Source organism: Leisingera sp. M523 (assembly GCF_025141335.1).
In the GTDB taxonomy this organism is placed as follows: Bacteria; Pseudomonadota; Alphaproteobacteria; order Rhodobacterales; family Rhodobacteraceae; genus Leisingera.
On the sequence record NZ_CP081036.1, the window covers coordinates 3,131,378 to 3,150,588 of the forward strand.

Below are 19,211 nucleotides of genomic sequence, written 5' to 3' on the forward strand. Positions count from 1 at the left end.
GCCCATGAACAGCCTGCGCCCGCTGCTGCAATCGGTCCGGGTCCGGTTGCTGGTGATTGCCCTGATGCCGATGCTGGTGCTGATGCCGCTGCTGCTGGGTTTCACCACCTGGCGCTGGTCGGACAAAATCGACGGGTTGCTGATCAGCAAGGTGACCGGCGATCTAACCATTGCCGACCAGTATCTGGCACGGCTGACCGCCACCTCGGGTGAGCAGCTGGACGCGGTGGCGCAATCGGTCCGCCTCCGCAGCGCGCTGACGGCGGGCAGCACGGCGGATTTCCTGGCGCAGGAAAAGGCCCGGCTCGGCCTTGATTTCCTGTATCTTGCAGGCCCCGGCGGCCAGCCCGGGTTTACGCCCGCCGACTGGCCGGTTCTGAGCGGTGCCCTGGCCGGGCAATGGCAAAGCGCCGTCGACATTCTGAACGCCGCCCAGCTTGATACGCTGGCCCCCGGCCTCGCCGCCCGCGCCGCCATCCCGCTGGTCGCAACCGAAGCTGCAGTGCCAACCAGCCGCAGCGCCGAAACCCGCGGCATGATCATTCACTCGGCCGCCCCGGTCACCCTGCCGGATGGCCGTCCTGCGCTTCTGGCCGGCGGGCGGCTGCTGAACCGCAATCTCGGCTTCATCGACACCATCAACGCGCTGGTCTACCGCGAGCAAAGCCTGCCGGAAGGCAGCCAGGGCACCGCCACGCTGTTTCTCGAGGACGTGCGGATCTCCACCAACGTGCGGCTGTTCGAAAACGTGCGCGCGCTTGGCACCCGGGTCTCGGCCGAGGTGCGCGGCCAGGTGCTGGGGCGCGGCGAAATCTGGCTCGACCGCGCCTTTGTGGTGAATGACTGGTACATTTCCGCCTATGAACCGATCCTCGACAGCCGCGGCAGCCGGGCCGGGATGCTTTATGTCGGCTTTCTGGAAACCCCGTTCCGCCAGGCCAAGCGCAGCTCGGTGCTGGCGTTGGGGGGCGCTTTCCTGCTGATCGCCGCCTTGTCGGTGCCGATCTTCCTGCGGTGGGCAGGGCGCATCTTCCGCCCTCTCGAGGGCATGAACCAGACCATCGCCCGGGTTGAACAGGGCGACTTCACTGCGCGCAACCGCCCGCAGGCTGCCAGCGGCGAAATTGCCCGCGTGGCCGCCCATTTCGACAGCCTGCTGGACCAGGTCCAGGAGCGCGACCGGCAATTGCGGCACTGGGGCGAAAGCCTTGAAGCCAAGGTCGGGGAACGCACCGCTGATCTGCGCGAGGCGAACCGGCGGCTGGAACAGACCACCGAACGTTTGATTGTCTCTGAAAAGCTCGCCGCGGTTGGTGAAATCACCGCCTCCGTCGCGCATGAGATCAACAACCCGGTGGCGGTGATCCAGGGCAATCTCGACCTCGCCCGCTCGGTACTGGGCGAACATGCCGCCCCGGTCGAGGAGGAATTCCGCCTCATCGACGATCAGGTTTACCGGATCGGCGTGATCGTCTCAAAACTGCTGCAGTTCGCCCGCCCCGAAGAATACTCCGGCGCCTCCGGACTGATCTCCCCGGCCGAGGTGCTGTCGGACTGCCTGGTGCTGACCCGTCATCAGCTCGACGCCAGTTTGGTCGAGGCAGAGACCCGCCTGACCAGCACGCGCGAGGTGCGGATGTCGCGCACAGAACTGCAGCAGGTGCTGGTCAATCTGATCCTCAACGCAGTGCAGGCCATGCCCGGTGGCGGCCGCCTGACTTTGACCGCTGAAGATGCCCCGGACGGGGTGCTTTTGGCCGCCGCAGATACCGGCACTGGCATTCCGCCCGAGCTGCAGAACCGCATCTTCGATCCGTTCTTCACCACCAAACAGGCGCAGGGCACCGGGCTGGGCCTGTCGATCAGCCACCAGCTGGTGAGTCGCGCAGGCGGGCGGATCACTGTCCAGTCGCAACCCGGACAGGGCAGCCGCTTCGAGATTTTTCTGCCCTGCCCGGCTGATGCCTGATCCGGACAATTTGGCGCAAATCCCGGCGCAACCGCCGTACAGGTGCGGACAGAATGTCCCGGCACCGCCCTGCGGCCCTGACCCCAGTGGACAAAGTGTCGCGATAAGCTATTGTTATTGCTAAATTATTTAATTGACAGCTGTGGCAATCCTCCGCCCTTGTCAAGCCACGGCACATTGCCGAACGCCATTCCGGACCGCCGCAATAGGAGGTTGCAGCAGCCGGAACAGCACAAGGGAGGACAACACATGAGCAACCGATCACCCGGCGGGCTGGGGATCCTGCACAAGGCCCACATCACTGCCGGACCCGGCTTTAACCGCTGGCGCGTGCCGCCGGCATCCATCGCAATCCACCTCTGCATCGGCTCAGTCTATGCCTGGTCGGTCTTCAATCCGCCGCTGACCCGCGAACTGGGGGTGATCGCCTCCAGCGCCGATGACTGGAGCCTGGCTTCGGTGGTCTGGATCTTCTCGGTGGCCATCGTCTGCCTTGGCCTGGCCGCAGCCTTTGCCGGAAAATGGCTGGAAGAGGTCGGCCCCCGCATGGTCGGCGTGGTGGCCGCGCTGCTCTGGGGCGGCGGTTTCATTGTCGGCTCTTTCGGCATTTCCAGCCATCAGCTGTGGCTGGTCTATCTCGGCTACGGCGTGCTCGGCGGCTGCGGGCTTGGTCTGGGCTATGTCTCGCCGGTCTCGACGCTGATCCGCTGGTTCCCCGACCGCCGCGGCATGGCTACCGGTATGGCCATCATGGGCTTTGGCGGCGGCGCGATGATCGCCGCACCGGTCAAAGGCTGGCTGCTGAGCCTGTACCAGACCGCCCCCACCTATCTCGGCACCCAGGACGCCGTGCAGACAGTGGTCGAAAACGGCCGGGTGTTTGCCCAGACAGCCCAGGGCCAGGTCGAGGTGGTGCTTGCCAGCGCTACCCAGGCAGCTGCCTTTGGCGGCGAAGCCGGCGCCTATGCGGTGGGCACCGGCAGCACCGGCGCTGCGCAGACCTTCATGACGCTTGGCATCGTCTATTTTGTGGTGATGATCCTGGCCGCCTTCCAGTACCGGGTTCCGGCCAAGGATTGGACGCCGGAAGGCTGGACACCGAAACCCGCCGCCTCGGGGCTGGTGACACAGAACGACGTGCATATCGACCAGGCGCTGAAGACACCGCAATTCTGGCAGCTGTGGGTGATGCTGTGCTTCAACGTGACCGCCGGCATCGGCGTGATCGGGGTTGCCAAGACCATGATGTCCGAGATCTTCGGTTCGGTGATGCCGCTGGTGGCAACCGCCGCCTTTGCATCAACCTATGTGCTGATGATTTCCGTGTTCAACATGGTCGGGCGGTTCTTCTGGGCTTCTGCGTCAGACTATATCGGGCGCAAGGCCACCTACATGTGCTTTTTCATTCTGGGCACCGCGCTGTATCTGTCGATCCCCTATTTCGCCTCTGCCGCTGCGGCCAATCCGTCGCTGATCTATCTGGCGGGCTTCTACCTGGCGACAATGCTGATCTTCTCGATGTACGGCGGCGGCTTTGCCACCATCCCGGCCTATCTGGCCGATATGTTCGGCACCATGCATGTGGGCGGCATCCACGGCCGGCTGCTGACAGCCTGGTCGACCGCAGGGGTTCTTGGGCCGCTGGCCATCACCTCGCTGCGGCAGATGTCGGTGACCAGCGCGGTTCAGGATCTGGCAGCCAAAGTCGACCCGGCTGCCTTTGCGGCCAAGTTCGGCGCCCCCGTGGCGCAGCTGGATCAGCTGGTTGCGGCCAAAACCGTGACCATCGCCAAACTGATGGAGATCGCCCCGGCCGGCACTCTGGATCCGACCCCCGGCCTCTACAATACCACCATGTATTGCATGGCGGCGCTGCTGGCGGTGGCCTTCTTTGCCAACCTGCTGATGCGCCCGGTCAAAGAGCATCACCACCATGATGAGCCGGAGCTTCAGGCCGTACCCGGCGAATAAAACCGCAGCCGGGGCGCCCAGTGCGCCCCGGCCATTTGATCCCGCAGTTTGATGGTGTGATCCTTGCGTAGGAGTGAACGGAAACACTATGGGACAGACGTCGTGATGGCAGCGCCGCACCCTGTCACCCGGCGGGGTGTTGCGCTGCAATGTCCCGGGATACGCAGGCTTCGATCGCGGAGCTGAACCGGAAGCTTGGCATCACCCCGAAGACGGTTGCGAAGTGGCTGAAAGCTCCATCTCTTTGCAGCCATTGACCGTGCCAGCAATGTCGCGGCGGCACAGCCGGTGGATAAGGCCAATCGCAAAACCGTGTTGGCACTCCTCGAACACCAGCTTGAAACAGTGCTCTGCCTGCTGGCACGCAAAAAATTCTTGACGAAACAACTAAGGTTTCTTATGAATTCCCGCGCGCCATATGGGCGCGAGTTCAGCAAGACGCTGGCGGATTATTTTTCCGCCGTTAGTCCAGCCACCCCCAAAGAACATGGCCTTCAGAACCTCCTGAGGCAGCCGGCTGGAGAGATGTTGTGACGCTGAGGCTGTGGCTGAAACCTCCGGGTGCCAATCCCGCGCAGCCGATTTGCTGTGGCCTGCTGCACCGGACAATTAGAATGACGGTACAAGCGTCGGCCATGCTGCTGGCCACCGCTCTGTCCGCCGCAACGGATACGTTTCCGGTAGAAATACAACACCAGTCCAGCTTGGCCGCCGTGCCTGCCAAACCCGAACGCATCGTCTCTGTCCGCTTTTTCGGGCATAATTTTCTGCTGGCCTTGGGCCAGGCGCCAATCGCCCTGCGCAAATGGCATGGCAACGACCGCTCTGGCGTGTGGCCTTGGGGCCATGATGCGCTGGGAGACGCCCGCCCGGCGGTGTTTCAAGGCGAAATCAATTTCGAGAAGATCACGGCGCTGGAGCCGGAGCTGATCGTTGGCCGGTGGTCCGGCATGACCTGGCGCGACGACGCATTTTTGTCGCGCATTGCGCCGGCCATCGCCCCACGGGCTGAGTTCGGCTCCTATGGCACGCCCTGGCAGGAGGTGCTGCACACGCTTGGCGCCGCCACAGGAACCTCCGGACGCACCAAGACCGCCATCACCCGGATCGAGAGCCGGGTATCCGCCATCCGCGAGGAACATCCCGAGAGGGACGGCGCCAGCGCGCCCCTGTCCTGGGCGGGCCAGACCGCAGCCTATACCAGCCGCGGCATCCGCAGCCCCTTGCTGGAGGCGTTGGGGTTCCAAGTGCCCGAGGCCGCCAATGGCCGCGTCCTGCTGGCGGAGCGCGCGCTGGCGGAGCGGGGGCGGTACCTTGGGTATTCCCTTTGGTTTGCCTGTGATAAGGCCGAATCCCAGCACCTGCGCGCAGCGCTCATGGCAAAGCAGACAAATCCTAAAACCAGTTACATCGCAGCATATTGGAGCCAGACATGACCATTCGTATCCCTGCAGCGCTGGCGGCATTTTTGATGCTGACCGCGGCCTGGGCGGCAGCCCAGGAAACCCCTGCCACGCCGGTGCCGGAGATTGCATTGGACGCGCCGGGGGGCTCTGTGCCTCAACTTCCAGCCAGCGCGCCGGTGACTGAAGTGCCGGAGGGAAGCGGGAAACCGGTGACAGCAGCCGAGGCGGGCCCAGTGCCCCCGTCAGTCCCGCCCGCCAGCCAGGATGAACTGGCACAGGTGGCACGTGACGCTTCATCCAAGGCCTTGAAATTCCTGCGCGATGGCGGCCCTTCAATCTGGGCGATCGCCGTCTTGTCGGTTGTTACAATGGCCCTGATTCTGTGGAAGATCTGGCGCCTGGCGCTGATCGGCGCCTGGTCGCGCGGCAAGGCAGGACAGGCCGTGCAAGCCTTTGAACGCGGGGACCGCACCGCGGCCCAAGCGATCGTCAAAAACCGGATCGGGGTGCGCTCCAAAGTCGTCAGCGCAGCGCTGACCGCCGCCGCTGCCCTGCCCGAGGACCGCGCCCGCGAGGAAACCGCCAGGGTGGCCAAACTGCATCTCGCCAGAGCGGCCACCGGTCTTGGCGCGCTGGAGCTGATTGCCACCATCGCCCCGCTTCTGGGCCTGCTGGGCACCGTTCTGGGCATGATTGCCGCCTTCCAGGCGTTGCAAGCGGCCGGCTCCAAGGCTGATCCTGCGCTGCTGGCAGGCGGCATCTGGGAGGCGTTGCTGACCACTGCCGCAGGCATGGCAGTGGCGATCCCCGCCTCTGCCGCGCTGACCTGGTTTGAAGCGGTGATCACCCGCATCCGCCGCGACCTTGAGGACAGTGCCGCCCGTATCTTTATCGCCCATGATCCGCAGCTGCTGAAACTGGCGGCCGAATAGAGCCATGGAGTTCACCGAAACCCTGAAACCGCGGCGCAAGCCAAGCCTGACGCCCATGATCGACGTGGTGTTTCTGCTTCTGGTGTTCTTCATGCTGGCGTCGCGCTTTGGCACCGATGCGGTGCTGCAGCTGCCGCTGGCGGCCCAGGGCGGCAGCTACTCGGGACCGCCGCGGCTGGTCGGAATCGGTACGGGAAATCTGGATGTGAATGGCGTGCCGGTGGCAGACAGCAACCTGGCCCAGGCACTGGCACCGCTGATGGAAAAACCCACCGATATGCTGATCCTGCGCGGCCGCGACGGCGCCGACTTGCAGCGTATCACCGATGTGACCGGGCTGCTGCGGCAGGCAGGCTACAGCAATTTTGTGCTGGTGGAATAAGGAGCCGCGCATGGACCTGACAGAGGCGCCCCGCCGTCCGCGGACTGAATCCATCGTACCGATGATCAATGTGGTGTTCCTGCTGCTGATCTTTTTCCTGATGACCTCGCGCCTAGCGCAGCCTGACCCGTTTGAGGTAGCGCCGCCGGACGCAGCAATTGAAGCAGACCCCGGAGCCGGGCCTGTGCTGTACATCAATGCCGAAGGCCGGATGCATTTCGATGGGGCTGAAGGCGGCGAAGCCCTCACGCGGCTGGCTGCGGTCAGCAGCGGCACCCCGGTTCTGCAATTGCGCGCCGACGCCCGGCTGGAGGCAAAAGCCCTGGCCCGCCTCCTGCGCCAGCTGGCGGCAGCAGGCTTCAGCCAGGCCGAACTGGTGGTCCGCCAGCCATGAAACGTGCCGCTGAATTCACCGTTTTTGCCGGCATTGCCGTGTTGATCCATGTGGCGCTGTTTGCCCGCGTGCCTGGTTCCGGTGCGCAATCCAGCGGCGCGGGCGGCACGGCGATGGTGTCAATCCAGGCGGCGCCTGAAGCTGTAGTGGAAATGGCCGAGGCCTGGGAGAAGCCGCCGCAGACTTCCCCGCAGATCGCAACCCAAAGCGTTGAACCGTTGCCGCCGGCCAACGTCCCTTCCCTGCCGCAACTGGCACTTGACCAGGCACCGCGGGCCGCAGCACAGATTGCAATACCTGCGCCGGCAAGAACGGATAATCTGCAAATCGACACTGCGCCACCATCACCGCCAAAGCCGCAGAAACCAGAGCCAAAGCCGGAACCGCAGCAGGCCCGTAAATCCGAACAGGCCTCGGCCGGCCAGGCCGAACAGCGGGCCGCCGGATCGGGCGGCGGCGCTCAGGCCGGGCAATCAGGCGGGGCACAGGTGGCAACAGCAGAGTCCGGACGGCGAGCCAAGCTGCGCAGTATCTGGGGCGCCAAGATCCGCGCCCGTGTGGAACGGCGCAAACGCTACCCCGCCGGCGCCAGCGGCCAAGGTCAGGTTGTGGTGCGCCTTACCGTCTCCCGGTCGGGCCAGCTGCTGAGCCACCGGATTGCCAGGTCATCGGGCGTCGCAGCCTTTGATCAGGCGGCCCTGCAAGCCGTCGCCCGGGCCGGCAAGTTCCCAGCGGCGCCGAAAAAGCTGCAGATCAATCAAATCAGCTTCAACCTGCCTATGAGTTTCTCGAAGTAACCGCCGGAAGGCTGCCGCTCCAGCCAGCCCCGCCGGAGTGCCAGATCCCGAGGCTCAAGGTCAATCCGCAAGTTCCGGCGCCGGCGGGGGCTGTGCGCGGCATTGTCCTTCCTTCGGCGCGCAGACCCTCGTGGCGGGCGCCTGCCGCGTGTTTCTTGTTTCGCTGATGCGGCTGGACGATGTCCATGGCAGGCCCCGGGATCGGCTCCCGGACGCTGTCTTGGATCGGGTCACAGATGCCTCTTCTGCCGGGGTATGGCCGCATTGCTGGGCCTGCAGCCGCCAGTCGTCGCTCATCAATCAGCATATTGCTGCCCTTTGCGGCGCACAGCTGACACCAATTGAAGGCAGCGATTCCGTCCAAAACCGGCGGTGACCGCTGTTTTGAATTTCCGTTTCCACACACAATGCAGCTTTTACTGGCTGTCTGCGGGCTTCTTCTCCGAACAGGCCAGATGCAGCTTTGCTGTTTGGCCGCTCACGTAATGCTCACGCAATGTGACCCCGCAAAGGCTTGCCTCGCCTCTCCCGGCCCTTAAGGTGGATCCCGTACGCAGCATATTGAGGCCAACGCATGAAAGATCTAGCCCCCGTTCCGGACCTGAAGCCGGAAACAGCGCAGCCAGACCTGCCCGCCAAGCCGCCGGCACTGCATGAACGGGCTCTGCATATGCTGGCCCGGCTGCTGCCGCTAGCGTACTTCCGGCGGCCGCCAAAGATCATCATCATCGACGCCACCAACAGCTGCAACCTGCGCTGCCCGGTGTGCCCGGTCACCTTTGCCATGCAGCGCAAACGCGGCATGATGAAGCCGAACGTGTTCCGCAAGATCATCGACGATTTCAAGGACCAGCGGGAAAAGCCCGCGATCTATTTCAGCTTCTCGGGTGAGCCGACCCTGCACAAAGACCTGCCCGATTTCATCGCCTACGCTCATGAAAATGGCCATGACACCTATCTGTCGACCAATGCCACCCGCCTCACTCCGGACATGAGCGAACGGCTGATCCGCTCGGGACTTGCCCGCGTAAATCTGTGCATGGACGGCTTTTCAAAGCAGGCGCAGGAAACTTACCGGGTCAATTCCGACTTCGATAAGGTCAAGGCCAGCATTGAAGAATTCCTGAACATCAAAAAGGACCTGGGCTTCAAGACCCCGGTCACAGTGCTGCAGACACTGCTGACCAGCTATTCCGAACCGCAGATGGACGAAATGGAAGCCTGGGCGCGCAACGCCGGTTTTGACCGGGTGCGGTTCAAGACATTCTCGATCGGCTCCTACACCTCTGACGATCAGAAACGCGAATTTGCGCATTTCCTGCCGCGTCAGAAAGAGCTGCGCCGCCACCCGCGCCACACCAGCCATGCGATGTGCACGGTGCCGCTGTTTCAGTCGGTGGTGTTCTGGAACGGCGATCTGGGCCTGTGCTGTATCGACTATGACCAGGTGATCCAGCTGCCCAATGTCGAGCAGGACGGCTTCCTTGCCGCCTACCGTTCGGACGAGGCCGCCGGAGCCCGCAAGCGCGGTTTTCTCAAACAGTTCGGCATCTGCAAAACCTGTTCGTTTTCCAACGCCGAAAACATGGGCATCCGCCGTGATCTGAAAAAATAAGCGCGCGGCCAAGGCTGCCCGCTTCTGCTTCTTTCTGGTTAAAATACCCTGGGGGTGAAGGCCGCCAGGCCTGAGGGGGCAAAGCCCCCTCCCCTGCTACCGCTGCAGCAGGACCGGGAACCAATCCTCGCGCAGCCGCTGGCCGGGCTGCATTTCATGCCCCGGGAATGGCGGCGATGTGGGGCCGGGACGCTCAACGTAGCGTGCATCATCGCCCACCAGCCGCAGCGAAAACGCACGGCGGCGCGCAGTTGAGGTGTTGCCACGGGAACCGTGCAGCGTCTTATAGTTAAAGGCGATCGCATCACCCGGTTGCATCGGGTATTCCACCACGGTCATGCCTTCGGCATCAGGATCAGGAACAGCCATATACTGCCCTTCGTCCGCAAAGAAGTCCTCCTCGGAGACCCAACGGGTCGGCAGCACTTCCTTTTCCCATTTGTGGGAGCCTGCCACACAGCGCAATGCGGCTTCCTTCACCTCATCCAGCGGCGACCAGAAACTGATGGTCTGCTGCCCCTCGACAAAATAGTATGGCCCGTCCTGATGCCATGGGGTCGGCATTGATGTGCCCGGTTCCTTGACCAGAACATGATCGTGGAACATTTGCACCGAAGTGGATTTCATCAGGTCAGCGGCGACTTCTGCAGCCGGGGATTGCGCGATCGCCTGCTGGAATTCGGGGATCCGGGTCCAGTTGCAGTAGTCGTCAAAGAAGCGTCCGGTCTGGCCGGCCTTTTCGTTATTCGACGCATATGGCCCAGGGTTTTCCATATTGGCGGCCACCCCGGCGCGCAGCAGCTCAACCTGTTCGGTAAACAACCCGCGGATAAGAACAACGCCGTCGCGCTGAAACTGTTCGATGTGTTCTGGAGTGATAAGGGGGTGGACCATGGCGGCCTCCGCTGCTGAATGATGCAATTCTGGTGCGACATTCCTGCCGGTCAAAGGGCATAGTTTCAAATCATATCTTTCTATTATACACTTAACCTCATGTTATATCTTACGTTGCGCCATTATGAATACATCTGCGCCGTGGTGCAGCATGGCAGCCTGTCCGCAGCGGCCGAGGCGGTGCATGTAAGCCAGCCAGCCCTGTCTGCAGCCCTCAGCCGGATCGAAGACCACCTTGGTTATTCTCTGTTCCTGCGCCGCCGCGGGGCGGCGCTGGCATTGACACCCCAGGGCCGGGATTTCGCGGCACATGCGCAGGAACTGCTGGATCATGCCCGGCGGCTGGAAGACCCGAAAGGCTCCGGTGCCGTGCAAAGAGGGTTAATGCTGGCCTGTTTCTCGGACCTTGCGCCGTTCCTGCTGGCACCAGCGCTGAAGGCCCTGCGCCAAGCGCTGCCAGAGGTGGAGATCCGCCACCGTGCCTGCGGGTTCGACCCTTTGATCCATGCGCTGACCGAAGGCGAAGCGGATCTGGCTATCACCTATGACCTGGGTTTGGATGCCGGGTTCAGCCGGGCGGAACTGGACCGGTTTTCACCCCACGCGCTGGTGCCGCCTGAACATCCGCTGGCAACGCGCAGCGGCCTTACCCTGGCAGAGGTGGTGCTGCATCCGCTGGTGCTGTCACAGGAAGGCTTATCTGTGCAGCACATGCTGGGATTGTTCAAGGCGCAGGGGCTGGTGCCACGGATTGCCCACCGGGCGGATTCGCTGGAATTGCTGCGCAGCCTGGCCGCCAATGGCGAAGGTGTCGGCATCAGCTACAGCCTGCCGCCTGGCGGGATGAGTTATGATGGCAAGCCATTGTGCGCTATTCGGATCACAGACCAAGCCGCAGAGGAGCCGGTGATTCTGGCGGCGCATAGGCAATTGCCGGACGCTTCGCCGGCCTTTAAGGCGCGTGCTATTCTGCGCACAGTGCTCAGTGCCCGCAGGTCAGAGCTCAGTGCCGGCGGGTCAGACCTTGCGCAGGCGGATCACCACATCGACTGAGGCGATCTCCATCCCCTCGGGGGCTTCCGGCAGTTTGTGAATCACCAGTTCCTGTGCGGGCGCGTCGCTGACGCGGCCTTCATCCTCCCAGAAGAAATGCGGATGATCGTGGGTGTTGGTGTCGAAATAGCTTTTGGAGCCGTCCAGCGGGATTTCTTGCAGCACACCGGCATCGCAAAAGGCGCGCAGAGTATTATAGACGGTGGCCAGCGATACGGCGGCGCCTTTCTTCTTGGCCGACTCGAACAGGCTTTCGGCGGTGATATGGCGGTGTTTGCCGTCGCCGACCAGCAATTCGGCAAGCGCCACCCGCTGCCGGGTGGGTCTTAGCCCGGCCTCTGTCAGCCAGCGGGTGGCTGTGTCTTCGCTGTTTGGCGTCATGAGCAGATCCTGCATCGCGTTGCTGACCGTATATATAGGTGCAACACCCAGGGTTTTTCAAATGAAATTCATTCGCAGCTAGGCAGGTGTTTCTTGTGTGCGTGTGGCACATTCAGCGCAGGAAGTGACGCGGGGTCCCCTTGCAGGACCCTTTGGCCGGGTGTTACACGAAGCCAGAAATACTTATAGACCAGACCCTAGGCAGGAGATACGCCCGAATGGCCGATTACCCGAGCAGCTTTGACAAGAACGAATTGCTGAAATGCGCGCGGGGCGAGCTGTTTGGGCCGGGCAACGCCCAGCTGCCGGCACCGCCGATGCTGATGATGGACCGCATTACAGACATCAGTGCGGATGGCGGCGAGTTCGGCAAAGGCCATGTTGTTGCGGAATTCGACATCACCCCGGACCTGTGGTTCTTCGACTGCCATTTCCCTGGCAACCCGATCATGCCCGGCTGCCTGGGCCTGGACGGGCTGTGGCAGCTGACCGGCTTTAATCTGGGCTGGCGCGGCATGACCGGCAAGGGCATGGCCATGGGCGTCGGCGAGGTCAAGCTGAAAGGCATGGTCAAACCCGACCGTAAAATGCTCACCTATTTCGTGGATTTCACCCGTGTCATTGACCGCAAGCTTAAGCTTGGCGTTGCCAATGGCCGTGTACTGGCGGATGGTGAAGAAATCTATCAAGTCAAGGACATGAAGGTCGGGCTGGCAGACGAAAGCTGACCTCTATCCGTTTGATCGAATCCAAGGAGTACGCCTATGCGTCGCGTCGTCGTCACCGGTTTGGGGATTGTCTCCTCCATCGGGAACAATGCTGAAGAGGTCACCGCCGCGCTGAAAGCCGGTAAATCCGGCATCGAAGCCAGCCCCGAAATGGCTGAGCACGGCTTTCGCAGCCAGGTGGCCGGCACGCTGAAAATCGACACTGCCCAGCATGTGGACAAGCGCACCCTGCGGTTCATGGGGCCAGGTGCGGCTTACGCCCACATCGCGATGAGCCAGGCAATTGCCGATGCAGGTCTCTCGGAAGACCAGGTTGTGAATGAGCGCACCGGCCTGGTGGCAGGCTCCGGCGGCCCGTCGACCTCGGCCATGCTGGCAGCGCACCAGGTGGTCGCCAAAACAGGCGCCACCAAACGCATCGGCCCTTTTGCCGTGCCAAAGTGCATGTCCTCGACCATTTCCGCCAACCTGGCGACGGCGTTCAAGATCAAGGGCGTCAACTATTCGATCACCTCGGCCTGCTCGACCTCGCTGCATTGCATCGGCAACGCGGCTGAACAGATCATGATGGGCAAACAGGACGTGATGTTTGCCGGTGGCGGCGAGGAGCTGGACTGGACCCTTAGCTGCTTGTTCGACGCTATGGGCGCAATGTCTTCGAAGAAGAATGATGACCCCACCGCGGCCAGCCGGGCCTTTGACCAGGACCGCGACGGGTTCGTGATCTCCGGCGGCGGCGGCATTGTGGTGCTGGAAGACCTTGATCACGCGCTGGCCCGCGGTGCCAAAATTTACGCCGAAGTGACCGGCTTTGCCGCCACCTCCGACGGCCACGACATGGTGGCGCCCTCTGGTGAAGGCGGCGAGCGGGCAATGCGGCTGGCGCTGTCGACCCTGCCTGAAGGCCGCAAGGTGGACTATATCAACGCACATGGCACCTCGACCCCGGTCGGCGACGTCGGCGAAGTCGAGGCCGCGCGCCGTGTATTCGGCGAAGGCGAGGTACCGCCGATTTCCTCGACCAAGTCGATGACCGGCCACGCCCAGGGCGCTGCCGGCGCGCTAGAGGCGATCTTTTGCCTGCTGATGCTGGACAATGATTTCATCACGCCGTCGATCAATGTTGATACCCTCGCCGAAGGCATTCAGCCGGGCGAGATTGCCACCGCACTGGTGGAAAACGCCGGCCTCGATTCGGTGATGACCAACAGCTTCGGCTTTGGCGGCACCAATGGCTCGATGGTTCTGAGCAAATACAAGGGATAAGTGACGATGGCGGGACTGCTGACCGGCAAACGCGGCCTGATTATGGGCGTTGCCAATGACCGCTCCATCGCCTGGGGCATTGCCAAGGCCATGGCCGAAGCCGGTGCCGAGCTGGCCTTTACCTATCAGGGCGAAGCCTTTGGCAAGCGGCTGGAGCCGCTGGCACAGAGCGTCGGCTCGGACTTTATGGTCGACGTGGATGTGACCGACGACGCCTCGCTTGATACGGCGTTTGAACAGCTTGGCAGCCGCTGGCCGTCGATTGATTTCGTGGTCCATGCAATTGCCTATTCGGACAAATCCGAGCTGACCGGACGGTTCTTGGACACCAGCCGGGCGAATTTTAAGAACTCGCTGGATATCTCTGCCTATTCCTTCATCGAAGTGGCGCGCCGGGCACATCCGCTGATGAAGGAAAACGGCGGCACCCTGCTGACGCTGACCTATCAGGGCTCAAACCAGGTGGTGCCGAACTACAATGTGATGGGCGTGGCTAAGGCAGCGCTGGAATCGGCGACCCGCTACCTGGCCAACGACCTGGGCCCCGAGGGCATCCGGGTGAATGCAATTTCGCCCGGCCCGATGAAGACACTGGCCGGTGCTGCCATCGGCGGCGCGCGCAAGACCTTCAAGCACACAGCCCAGAATGCGCCAATGCGCGACAACGCAACGCTGGAGGCGGTCGGCGGCACCGCAGTATACCTTGCGTCTGATGCAGGCTCTTGCACGACCGGTGAAATCATCCGGGTCGATGGCGGTTTCCACGTGCTGGGAATGCCGCAGCAGGATTATCTGTAAGCAGGTATAAACCGCTGACATCTGGAAAGGCGCCCCTGGAGGCGCCTTTTTTCTTATCCAGCAGTGGTTTCAGGACGCCGAGGCTTTGCAGTGCGTTCGCCTGCCTCCTATCCGGCGCACTCCCGCCCGTCGCCGGGCTTTTGGCAAAGCCCGCTTCCGTTGGGCGTGGCACTGCGCGTGGCGCAGTGCCACGCCCAAGGCCGCCAAGCGTTTTCCGGCACAGCCGGAAGACCTGCGGGCGCGGGAGTGCCGCCTGCCCGCAGACCGAACATCAGGATACCGAGACCAGCGCGATATCGAAAACCAGATCTTTGCCCGCCAGGAAATGGTTGGCATCCAGGGTGACTGTCTCGTCGCCGACCTCGACCACGGTCACCGGCAGCACTTGGCCGTCCGGGCTTTGCATCTGCAGCTGAGTACCCAGTTCCAGCGGGATATCCTCGGGGATGCCCTCGCGGGGGATCTCCTGGCGTGCGGCAGGGTTGATCGGTCCGTATCCTTCGGCGCAGGGGATATCCAGCGTCTTGCTCTCTCCCACGGACATGCCTTCAAGCCCCGCGTCCATGCCCGCGATCACATGCCCCGCACCGACGGTGAATTCCAGCGGATCACGGCCCTCGGAACTGTCGAAAACGGTGCCATCCGTCAGCTTGCCTGTGTAATGGATGCGCACGGTGTCGCCGTTCTTTACCCCGGTCATATGACCTCCAATCGGTTGCGGGTTGATAAAGGGGCGCAGCCTAGCGTCCGCGAATGTGATGTAAACCCGTATGGATACAATTTCCCGCTTTGCCCGCCCGGGGCTTCGTGCAACGCTCCGGCAAAGGGAGCGCCCCATGCCAATTACAACTTGTATCTTTGACGCCTACGGCACCTTGTTCGATGTGGCCGCTGCGGCGCGGCAGGCCGCCAGCGAGCCGGAATTTCCGCATCTGCAGGACAGCTGGGCAGAGCTGGCCAGCAACTGGCGGCTGAAGCAGCTGCAATACACCTGGCTGCGGGCGATCACCAATACCCATGCCGATTTCTGGGATGTAACGCAGGACGGGCTTGATTGGGCGATGGAGGCGGCCGGGTTGGCCGCAGATGCCGCGTTGCGCCAGCGGCTGCTGGATCTTTACTGGCAGCTGCAGGCCTATCCGGAAGTGCCCGCAATGCTGAACACGCTGAAGTCCGCCGGCATGAACACCGCAATCCTGTCCAATGGATCCCCTGCCATGCTCGATGGTGCAGTACAATCCGCCGGGCTGGGCGATGTGCTGGATGATGTGCTGTCAGTGGAAAGCGTCGGCATCTTCAAGCCCGACGCCCGCGTCTACGATCTGGTTGGTGCCCGGTTCAATTGCGCCCGCGAAGAGGTGTTGTTTGTCTCCTCCAACGGCTGGGACGCGGCGGGGGCATCGGGCTACGGGTTTGTCACCGCCTGGGTCAACCGGGCGGGCGAGCCTGTTGACAGGCTGCCCTGGAAGCCGGCGCATATCCTGCCGGACCTCACCACAATTCCTGATCTGGCCAAGGGATAAACGTTCACACATGCCGTTTTTTGAAACCTCAGACGGGTTGCAGCTGCATTACTCCGATACCGGAGAGGGTGTGCCGCTGCTGTGTTTGGCGGGCCTGACCCGGGACAGCCGCGATTTCCGCTATTTCGCACCTCATGCCTCAGGCTGCCGGATGATCACCCTGGACGCCCGCGGACGGGGGCAGTCGGATCATGATCCGGACTTCATGACCTACAATGTTCTGCGCGAGGCGCAGGATGTGCTGGAGCTGCTGGATCATTTGGAATTGGGCCGCGCTGCCATTCTGGGCACCTCGCGCGGCGGATTGGTGGCGATTACACTGGCCGCCATCGCCAAAGACCGGCTTGCCGCGGTGATCCTGAATGATGTCGGCCCAGAGATCCCCGCTGATGGCATTGCCCGGATCATGGACTACGTTGGCCGGCGCCCGGCTGCAAAGACACATGCACAGGCTGCAGAAGCGCTTGCTGCACTGATGGCGCCGGCCTTTCCCGGTGTCCCGGCTGCACGCTGGCGCGAGGAGGCCGAGGCATTCTACGATGAAGATGCCGGCGGGCTCAGCCTGCGTTATGATCCGCGCCTGCGGGACGCGCTTCTGGCACAAGCGGAGGCGGGGCCTCCCCCGGATCTCTGGCCTCTTTTCATGACCCTGGACGGCCTGCCCTGCGGGATCATCCGCGGCGCAAATTCGGACATATTGAGCGCCGGAACCTATGGGGAAATGCAGCATCGCCTGCCCGCGCTGCAAGCCGTGGAAGTTCCAAACCGCGGCCATGTGCCCTTTCTGGACGAGCCAGAGGCGCTTGCCCTCATCCATTCCCTATTGGACCAGATCAAATGACCTCAATCGCCATGATCGAAGCTGCGGCAGCGCGGCTGAAAGGCCATGCCCGCGTCACGCCGCTGCTGTCTTCGCCGTTTCTGGACGAAATCGCCGGTCGCCGTGTGTTTGTGAAGGCCGAATGCCTGCAGCACACCGGATCCTTCAAGTTCCGTGGCGGCTGGTCGGCGGTCTCGGCGCTGCCGGAAGAGGCCCGCGCACGGGGTGTGCTTGCCTATTCCAGCGGCAACCATGCGCAAGGCGTGGCCGCAGCATCCAAAGCGTACAAAACGCCTGCTGTTATCGTGATGCCCGCCGATGCACCTCGGCTGAAGATCCGGAACACCCGTGACCTGGGCGCCGAGGTTGTTTTGTACGACCGCGCCGGCGGCGAAAGCCGCGAAGCCGTTGGCACCCGGCAAGCTGGGGAACGCGGGCTGACTCTGATCAAACCCTATGACGAACCGCTGGTGATTGCCGGTCAGGGCACCTGCGGGCTGGAGATTGCGGAACAGGCCGCTGACAAAGGCGTCGCCAAGGCAGAGGTTCTGGTCAACTGCGGCGGCGGCGGATTATCGTCGGGAATCGCTCTGGCACTTGAGGCGCGCGCACCGGGCCTGCGGGTACGCCCGGTGGAACCGGAAGGTTTCGACGACGTGACCCGTTCGCTGGCAACCGGAGAAATCCAGCAGAACCCCAGCCCGTCCGGTTCTATTTGCGACGCGATCCTGACACCGCAACCGGGTGAGATCACCTTTCCCATCCTCAGCCGCTTGTGCGGGCCGGGCCTGGTCATCACCGAAGAAGAAGCGATGCGGGCGATGGCGCAGGCCTTTTTGCGGCTGAAAATCGTTCTGGAACCCGGTGGGGCTGCATCGCTGGCGGCGGCCCTGTTCCACCCTGACAAGATCGGCGGCGAAGCCGTGATTGCAGTCGCCACTGGCGGCAATGTGGATGCAGCGCTGTTCCAGGAAGCGCTGTCGCGTTATGCTTGAACTCTGACCGCACGGGAATCCGTACGGCAGCCAAGGGGGCCTTTCATGACACGTTTCACCATCGCCTCGTTCAATGTCAAAAATCTGATCGGACCGGAGCGGGAATACTACCGTTTTCAAAGCTACACGCCCGAGGAATACGCCTGGAAAGCAGATTGGATGGCCGACCAGCTGCTGACGCTGAATGCGGATATCGTTGGGTTTCAAGAGATCTTTGAAGAGGCGCCGCTGCGCCAGGTGATTACAGAAGCGGACCGTCGCGGGGCTGAGGCGAATGCGGCCAGCATCCCCGACCCCTCCAAGCGCTATCACCGCAAGGCGATTTTTCAGAAGCTGGCCTATGGGTCTTATGCTGAGGCTGCGCTGGCATTCGCTCCGAATGTCAATGACACGGGCGAGCCTGGAAAGCGGCGCCCAGGTCTTGCGGTCCTGTCGCGGTTCGGATTTGAAGGCGACGCAGAGGTGATCCAGGAGCTGGCGCAACCGCTGGACATTCCGATGGCTTGCCTGGGCGAAGATGACGACGCCGGGTTCTATACCCTGCGCCGCCTGTCGCGCCCGATTCTAAAAGTGCGCGTGCCGGTTGGCGATCTGGTCATCACCGTCTTCAACTGCCATCTGAAATCGAAGCTGGGTGAATACATAACACCGCAAGGGGCGGATTACGCTCCGGAATCCGTGCTGACAGCATATGACGCCGCAGGCCGTGCCCTGGGCTCCTTGCGCGCAGCATTACGGCGGATGGGAGAAGCCTGGGTGCTGCGCCGTGCGGTGCTGGACGAGTTGGAACAGGGCCGCCCGGTGATGGTGCTGGGGGATTTCAATGACGGCGAACACGCGGTCAGCAGTGAAATCATTTCGGGCGAGGCACCATTCAAGAACTACGCCTGGATGCTGCGCCATGATGCCCGGCACGGCGGTGACCGCTACAGCGAAGAAGAAGACAGGCAGATCCACGAAGCCATCGACCGGGTGCGGTTGCGATCGGCTGAGAAAATGTTCCTGAAGAAGAGCTTGCGTGACGTGGTCTACACCACCGCTTTTGGCGGCGTGCATGAAAGCATCGACCAGATCTACATGTCGCGCCATTTCGACCCTGCCTGGAGCAGAGCGCTGGGGGAGATGCAGTACTACAGTGTCTTCAACGATCATCTGACCGACGGCAGCCACCCGGAGGCGCCCTATAACAAGCTGGCATCAGACCATGGGCAGATCATGGCCCATATGGAGCTGCGCAGCTGAGGAGCATCGGAAAAATCAGATTTTTCCGGCCAATTTTCTTCCTCA

The 19,211-nt window shown here is 62.5% G+C and carries 20 protein-coding genes; 17 read left to right on the top strand and 3 right to left on the bottom strand.

The genetic code is table 11. The annotated features are described in order from the left end of the window. Positions 1-4: 4 nt before the first annotated feature. From K3557_RS15495 to K3557_RS15535, 9 genes are all read left to right on the top strand, one after another. Positions 5-1,969 carry a cache domain-containing protein gene (locus K3557_RS15495; RefSeq protein WP_259994821.1) on the top strand — a complete coding sequence of 655 codons (1,965 nt, stop codon included), beginning with the start codon at positions 5-7 and terminating at the stop codon, positions 1,967-1,969. A 249-nt stretch (positions 1,970-2,218) separates the two neighbouring features. Continuing rightward, positions 2,219-3,940 carry an OFA family MFS transporter gene (locus tag K3557_RS15500; RefSeq protein ID WP_259989815.1) on the top strand — a complete coding sequence of 574 codons (1,722 nt, stop codon included), beginning with the start codon at positions 2,219-2,221 and terminating at the stop codon, positions 3,938-3,940. A 288-nt stretch (positions 3,941-4,228) separates the two neighbouring features. Continuing rightward, positions 4,229-4,474 carry a hypothetical protein gene (locus K3557_RS15505; protein ID WP_259994822.1) on the top strand — a complete coding sequence of 82 codons (246 nt, stop codon included), beginning with the start codon at positions 4,229-4,231 and terminating at the stop codon, positions 4,472-4,474. An 80-nt stretch (positions 4,475-4,554) separates the two neighbouring features. Then, entirely contained in the window at positions 4,555-5,376 is an 822-nt protein-coding gene (locus K3557_RS15510) for an ABC transporter substrate-binding protein (protein WP_259994823.1), read from the top strand. Beyond that, entirely contained in the window at positions 5,373-6,278 is a 906-nt protein-coding gene (locus K3557_RS15515; protein ID WP_259994825.1) for a MotA/TolQ/ExbB proton channel family protein, read from the top strand. The genes K3557_RS15510 and K3557_RS15515 overlap by 4 nt, the downstream gene beginning before the upstream one ends. A gap of 4 nt (positions 6,279-6,282) precedes the next feature. After that, positions 6,283-6,660, top strand: a complete 378-nt coding sequence (locus K3557_RS15520; RefSeq protein ID WP_259994826.1) for a biopolymer transporter ExbD — start codon at positions 6,283-6,285, stop codon at positions 6,658-6,660. Positions 6,661-6,670: 10 nt separating this feature from the next. Next, positions 6,671-7,054 carry a biopolymer transporter ExbD gene (locus tag K3557_RS15525; protein WP_259994827.1) on the top strand — a complete coding sequence of 128 codons (384 nt, stop codon included), beginning with the start codon at positions 6,671-6,673 and terminating at the stop codon, positions 7,052-7,054. Next, on the top strand, positions 7,051-7,851 hold the full coding sequence (locus K3557_RS15530; protein ID WP_259994828.1) for an energy transducer TonB: 801 nt from the start codon (positions 7,051-7,053) through the stop codon (positions 7,849-7,851). The genes K3557_RS15525 and K3557_RS15530 overlap by 4 nt, the downstream gene beginning before the upstream one ends. Positions 7,852-8,425: 574 nt before the next feature. Further along, positions 8,426-9,466 carry a radical SAM/SPASM domain-containing protein gene (locus K3557_RS15535; RefSeq protein WP_259994829.1) on the top strand — a complete coding sequence of 347 codons (1,041 nt, stop codon included), beginning with the start codon at positions 8,426-8,428 and terminating at the stop codon, positions 9,464-9,466. Positions 9,467-9,562: 96 nt separating this feature from the next. Here K3557_RS15535 and K3557_RS15540 read toward each other — a convergent pair whose 3' ends face one another. Further along, positions 9,563-10,360, bottom strand: a complete 798-nt coding sequence (locus tag K3557_RS15540) for a phytanoyl-CoA dioxygenase family protein (protein WP_259994830.1) — start codon at positions 10,358-10,360, stop codon at positions 9,563-9,565. A gap of 99 nt (positions 10,361-10,459) precedes the next feature. On the opposite strand from K3557_RS15540, the gene K3557_RS15545 reads away from it, so the two are divergent. Beyond that, entirely contained in the window at positions 10,460-11,413 is a 954-nt protein-coding gene (locus K3557_RS15545) for a LysR family transcriptional regulator (RefSeq protein ID WP_259994831.1), read from the top strand. Here K3557_RS15545 and irrA read toward each other — a convergent pair. Continuing rightward, positions 11,378-11,794, bottom strand: a complete 417-nt coding sequence (irrA, locus tag K3557_RS15550) for an iron response transcriptional regulator IrrA (protein ID WP_027257565.1) — start codon at positions 11,792-11,794, stop codon at positions 11,378-11,380. The genes K3557_RS15545 and irrA overlap by 36 nt on opposite strands. 218 nt (positions 11,795-12,012) lie before the next feature. Between irrA and fabA the strand changes: the two genes are divergently transcribed. The 3 genes from fabA to K3557_RS15565 are packed head-to-tail and all read left to right on the top strand — an operon-like array spanning position 12,013 to position 14,586. Then, positions 12,013-12,522, top strand: coding sequence for a bifunctional 3-hydroxydecanoyl-ACP dehydratase/trans-2-decenoyl-ACP isomerase (gene fabA, locus K3557_RS15555; protein WP_259994832.1), 510 nt, complete (start codon positions 12,013-12,015; stop codon positions 12,520-12,522). Positions 12,523-12,558: 36 nt separating this feature from the next. After that, positions 12,559-13,788: a beta-ketoacyl-ACP synthase I gene (fabB, locus tag K3557_RS15560; RefSeq protein ID WP_259994833.1), complete on the top strand. Its 1,230-nt coding sequence runs from the start codon at positions 12,559-12,561 to the stop codon at positions 13,786-13,788. A 6-nt stretch (positions 13,789-13,794) separates the two neighbouring features. Continuing rightward, positions 13,795-14,586: an enoyl-ACP reductase gene (locus K3557_RS15565; protein WP_259989793.1), complete on the top strand. Its 792-nt coding sequence runs from the start codon at positions 13,795-13,797 to the stop codon at positions 14,584-14,586. Between the two features lie 271 nt (positions 14,587-14,857). On the opposite strand, the gene K3557_RS15570 is transcribed toward K3557_RS15565, so the two are convergent. Then, positions 14,858-15,286: a peptidylprolyl isomerase gene (locus K3557_RS15570; protein ID WP_259989791.1), complete on the bottom strand. Its 429-nt coding sequence runs from the start codon at positions 15,284-15,286 to the stop codon at positions 14,858-14,860. 136 nt (positions 15,287-15,422) lie between these two features. Between K3557_RS15570 and K3557_RS15575 the strand changes: the two genes are divergently transcribed. From K3557_RS15575 to K3557_RS15590, 4 genes are read left to right on the top strand one after another with little or no spacing between them, the layout of a single operon-like run. Next, entirely contained in the window at positions 15,423-16,109 is a 687-nt protein-coding gene (locus K3557_RS15575; RefSeq protein WP_259994834.1) for a haloacid dehalogenase type II, read from the top strand. Between the two features lie 10 nt (positions 16,110-16,119). Next, positions 16,120-16,950, top strand: a complete 831-nt coding sequence (locus tag K3557_RS15580; protein WP_259994835.1) for an alpha/beta fold hydrolase — start codon at positions 16,120-16,122, stop codon at positions 16,948-16,950. Further along, positions 16,947-17,924, top strand: a complete 978-nt coding sequence (locus K3557_RS15585; RefSeq protein WP_259994837.1) for a threonine/serine dehydratase — start codon at positions 16,947-16,949, stop codon at positions 17,922-17,924. The genes K3557_RS15580 and K3557_RS15585 overlap by 4 nt, the downstream gene beginning before the upstream one ends. Positions 17,925-17,969: 45 nt before the next feature. Continuing rightward, positions 17,970-19,166 (top strand): endonuclease/exonuclease/phosphatase family protein, encoded by a 1,197-nt coding sequence (locus K3557_RS15590; RefSeq protein WP_259994839.1) that lies wholly within the window; start codon positions 17,970-17,972, stop codon positions 19,164-19,166. The last annotated feature ends 45 nt before the right edge of the window (positions 19,167-19,211 follow it).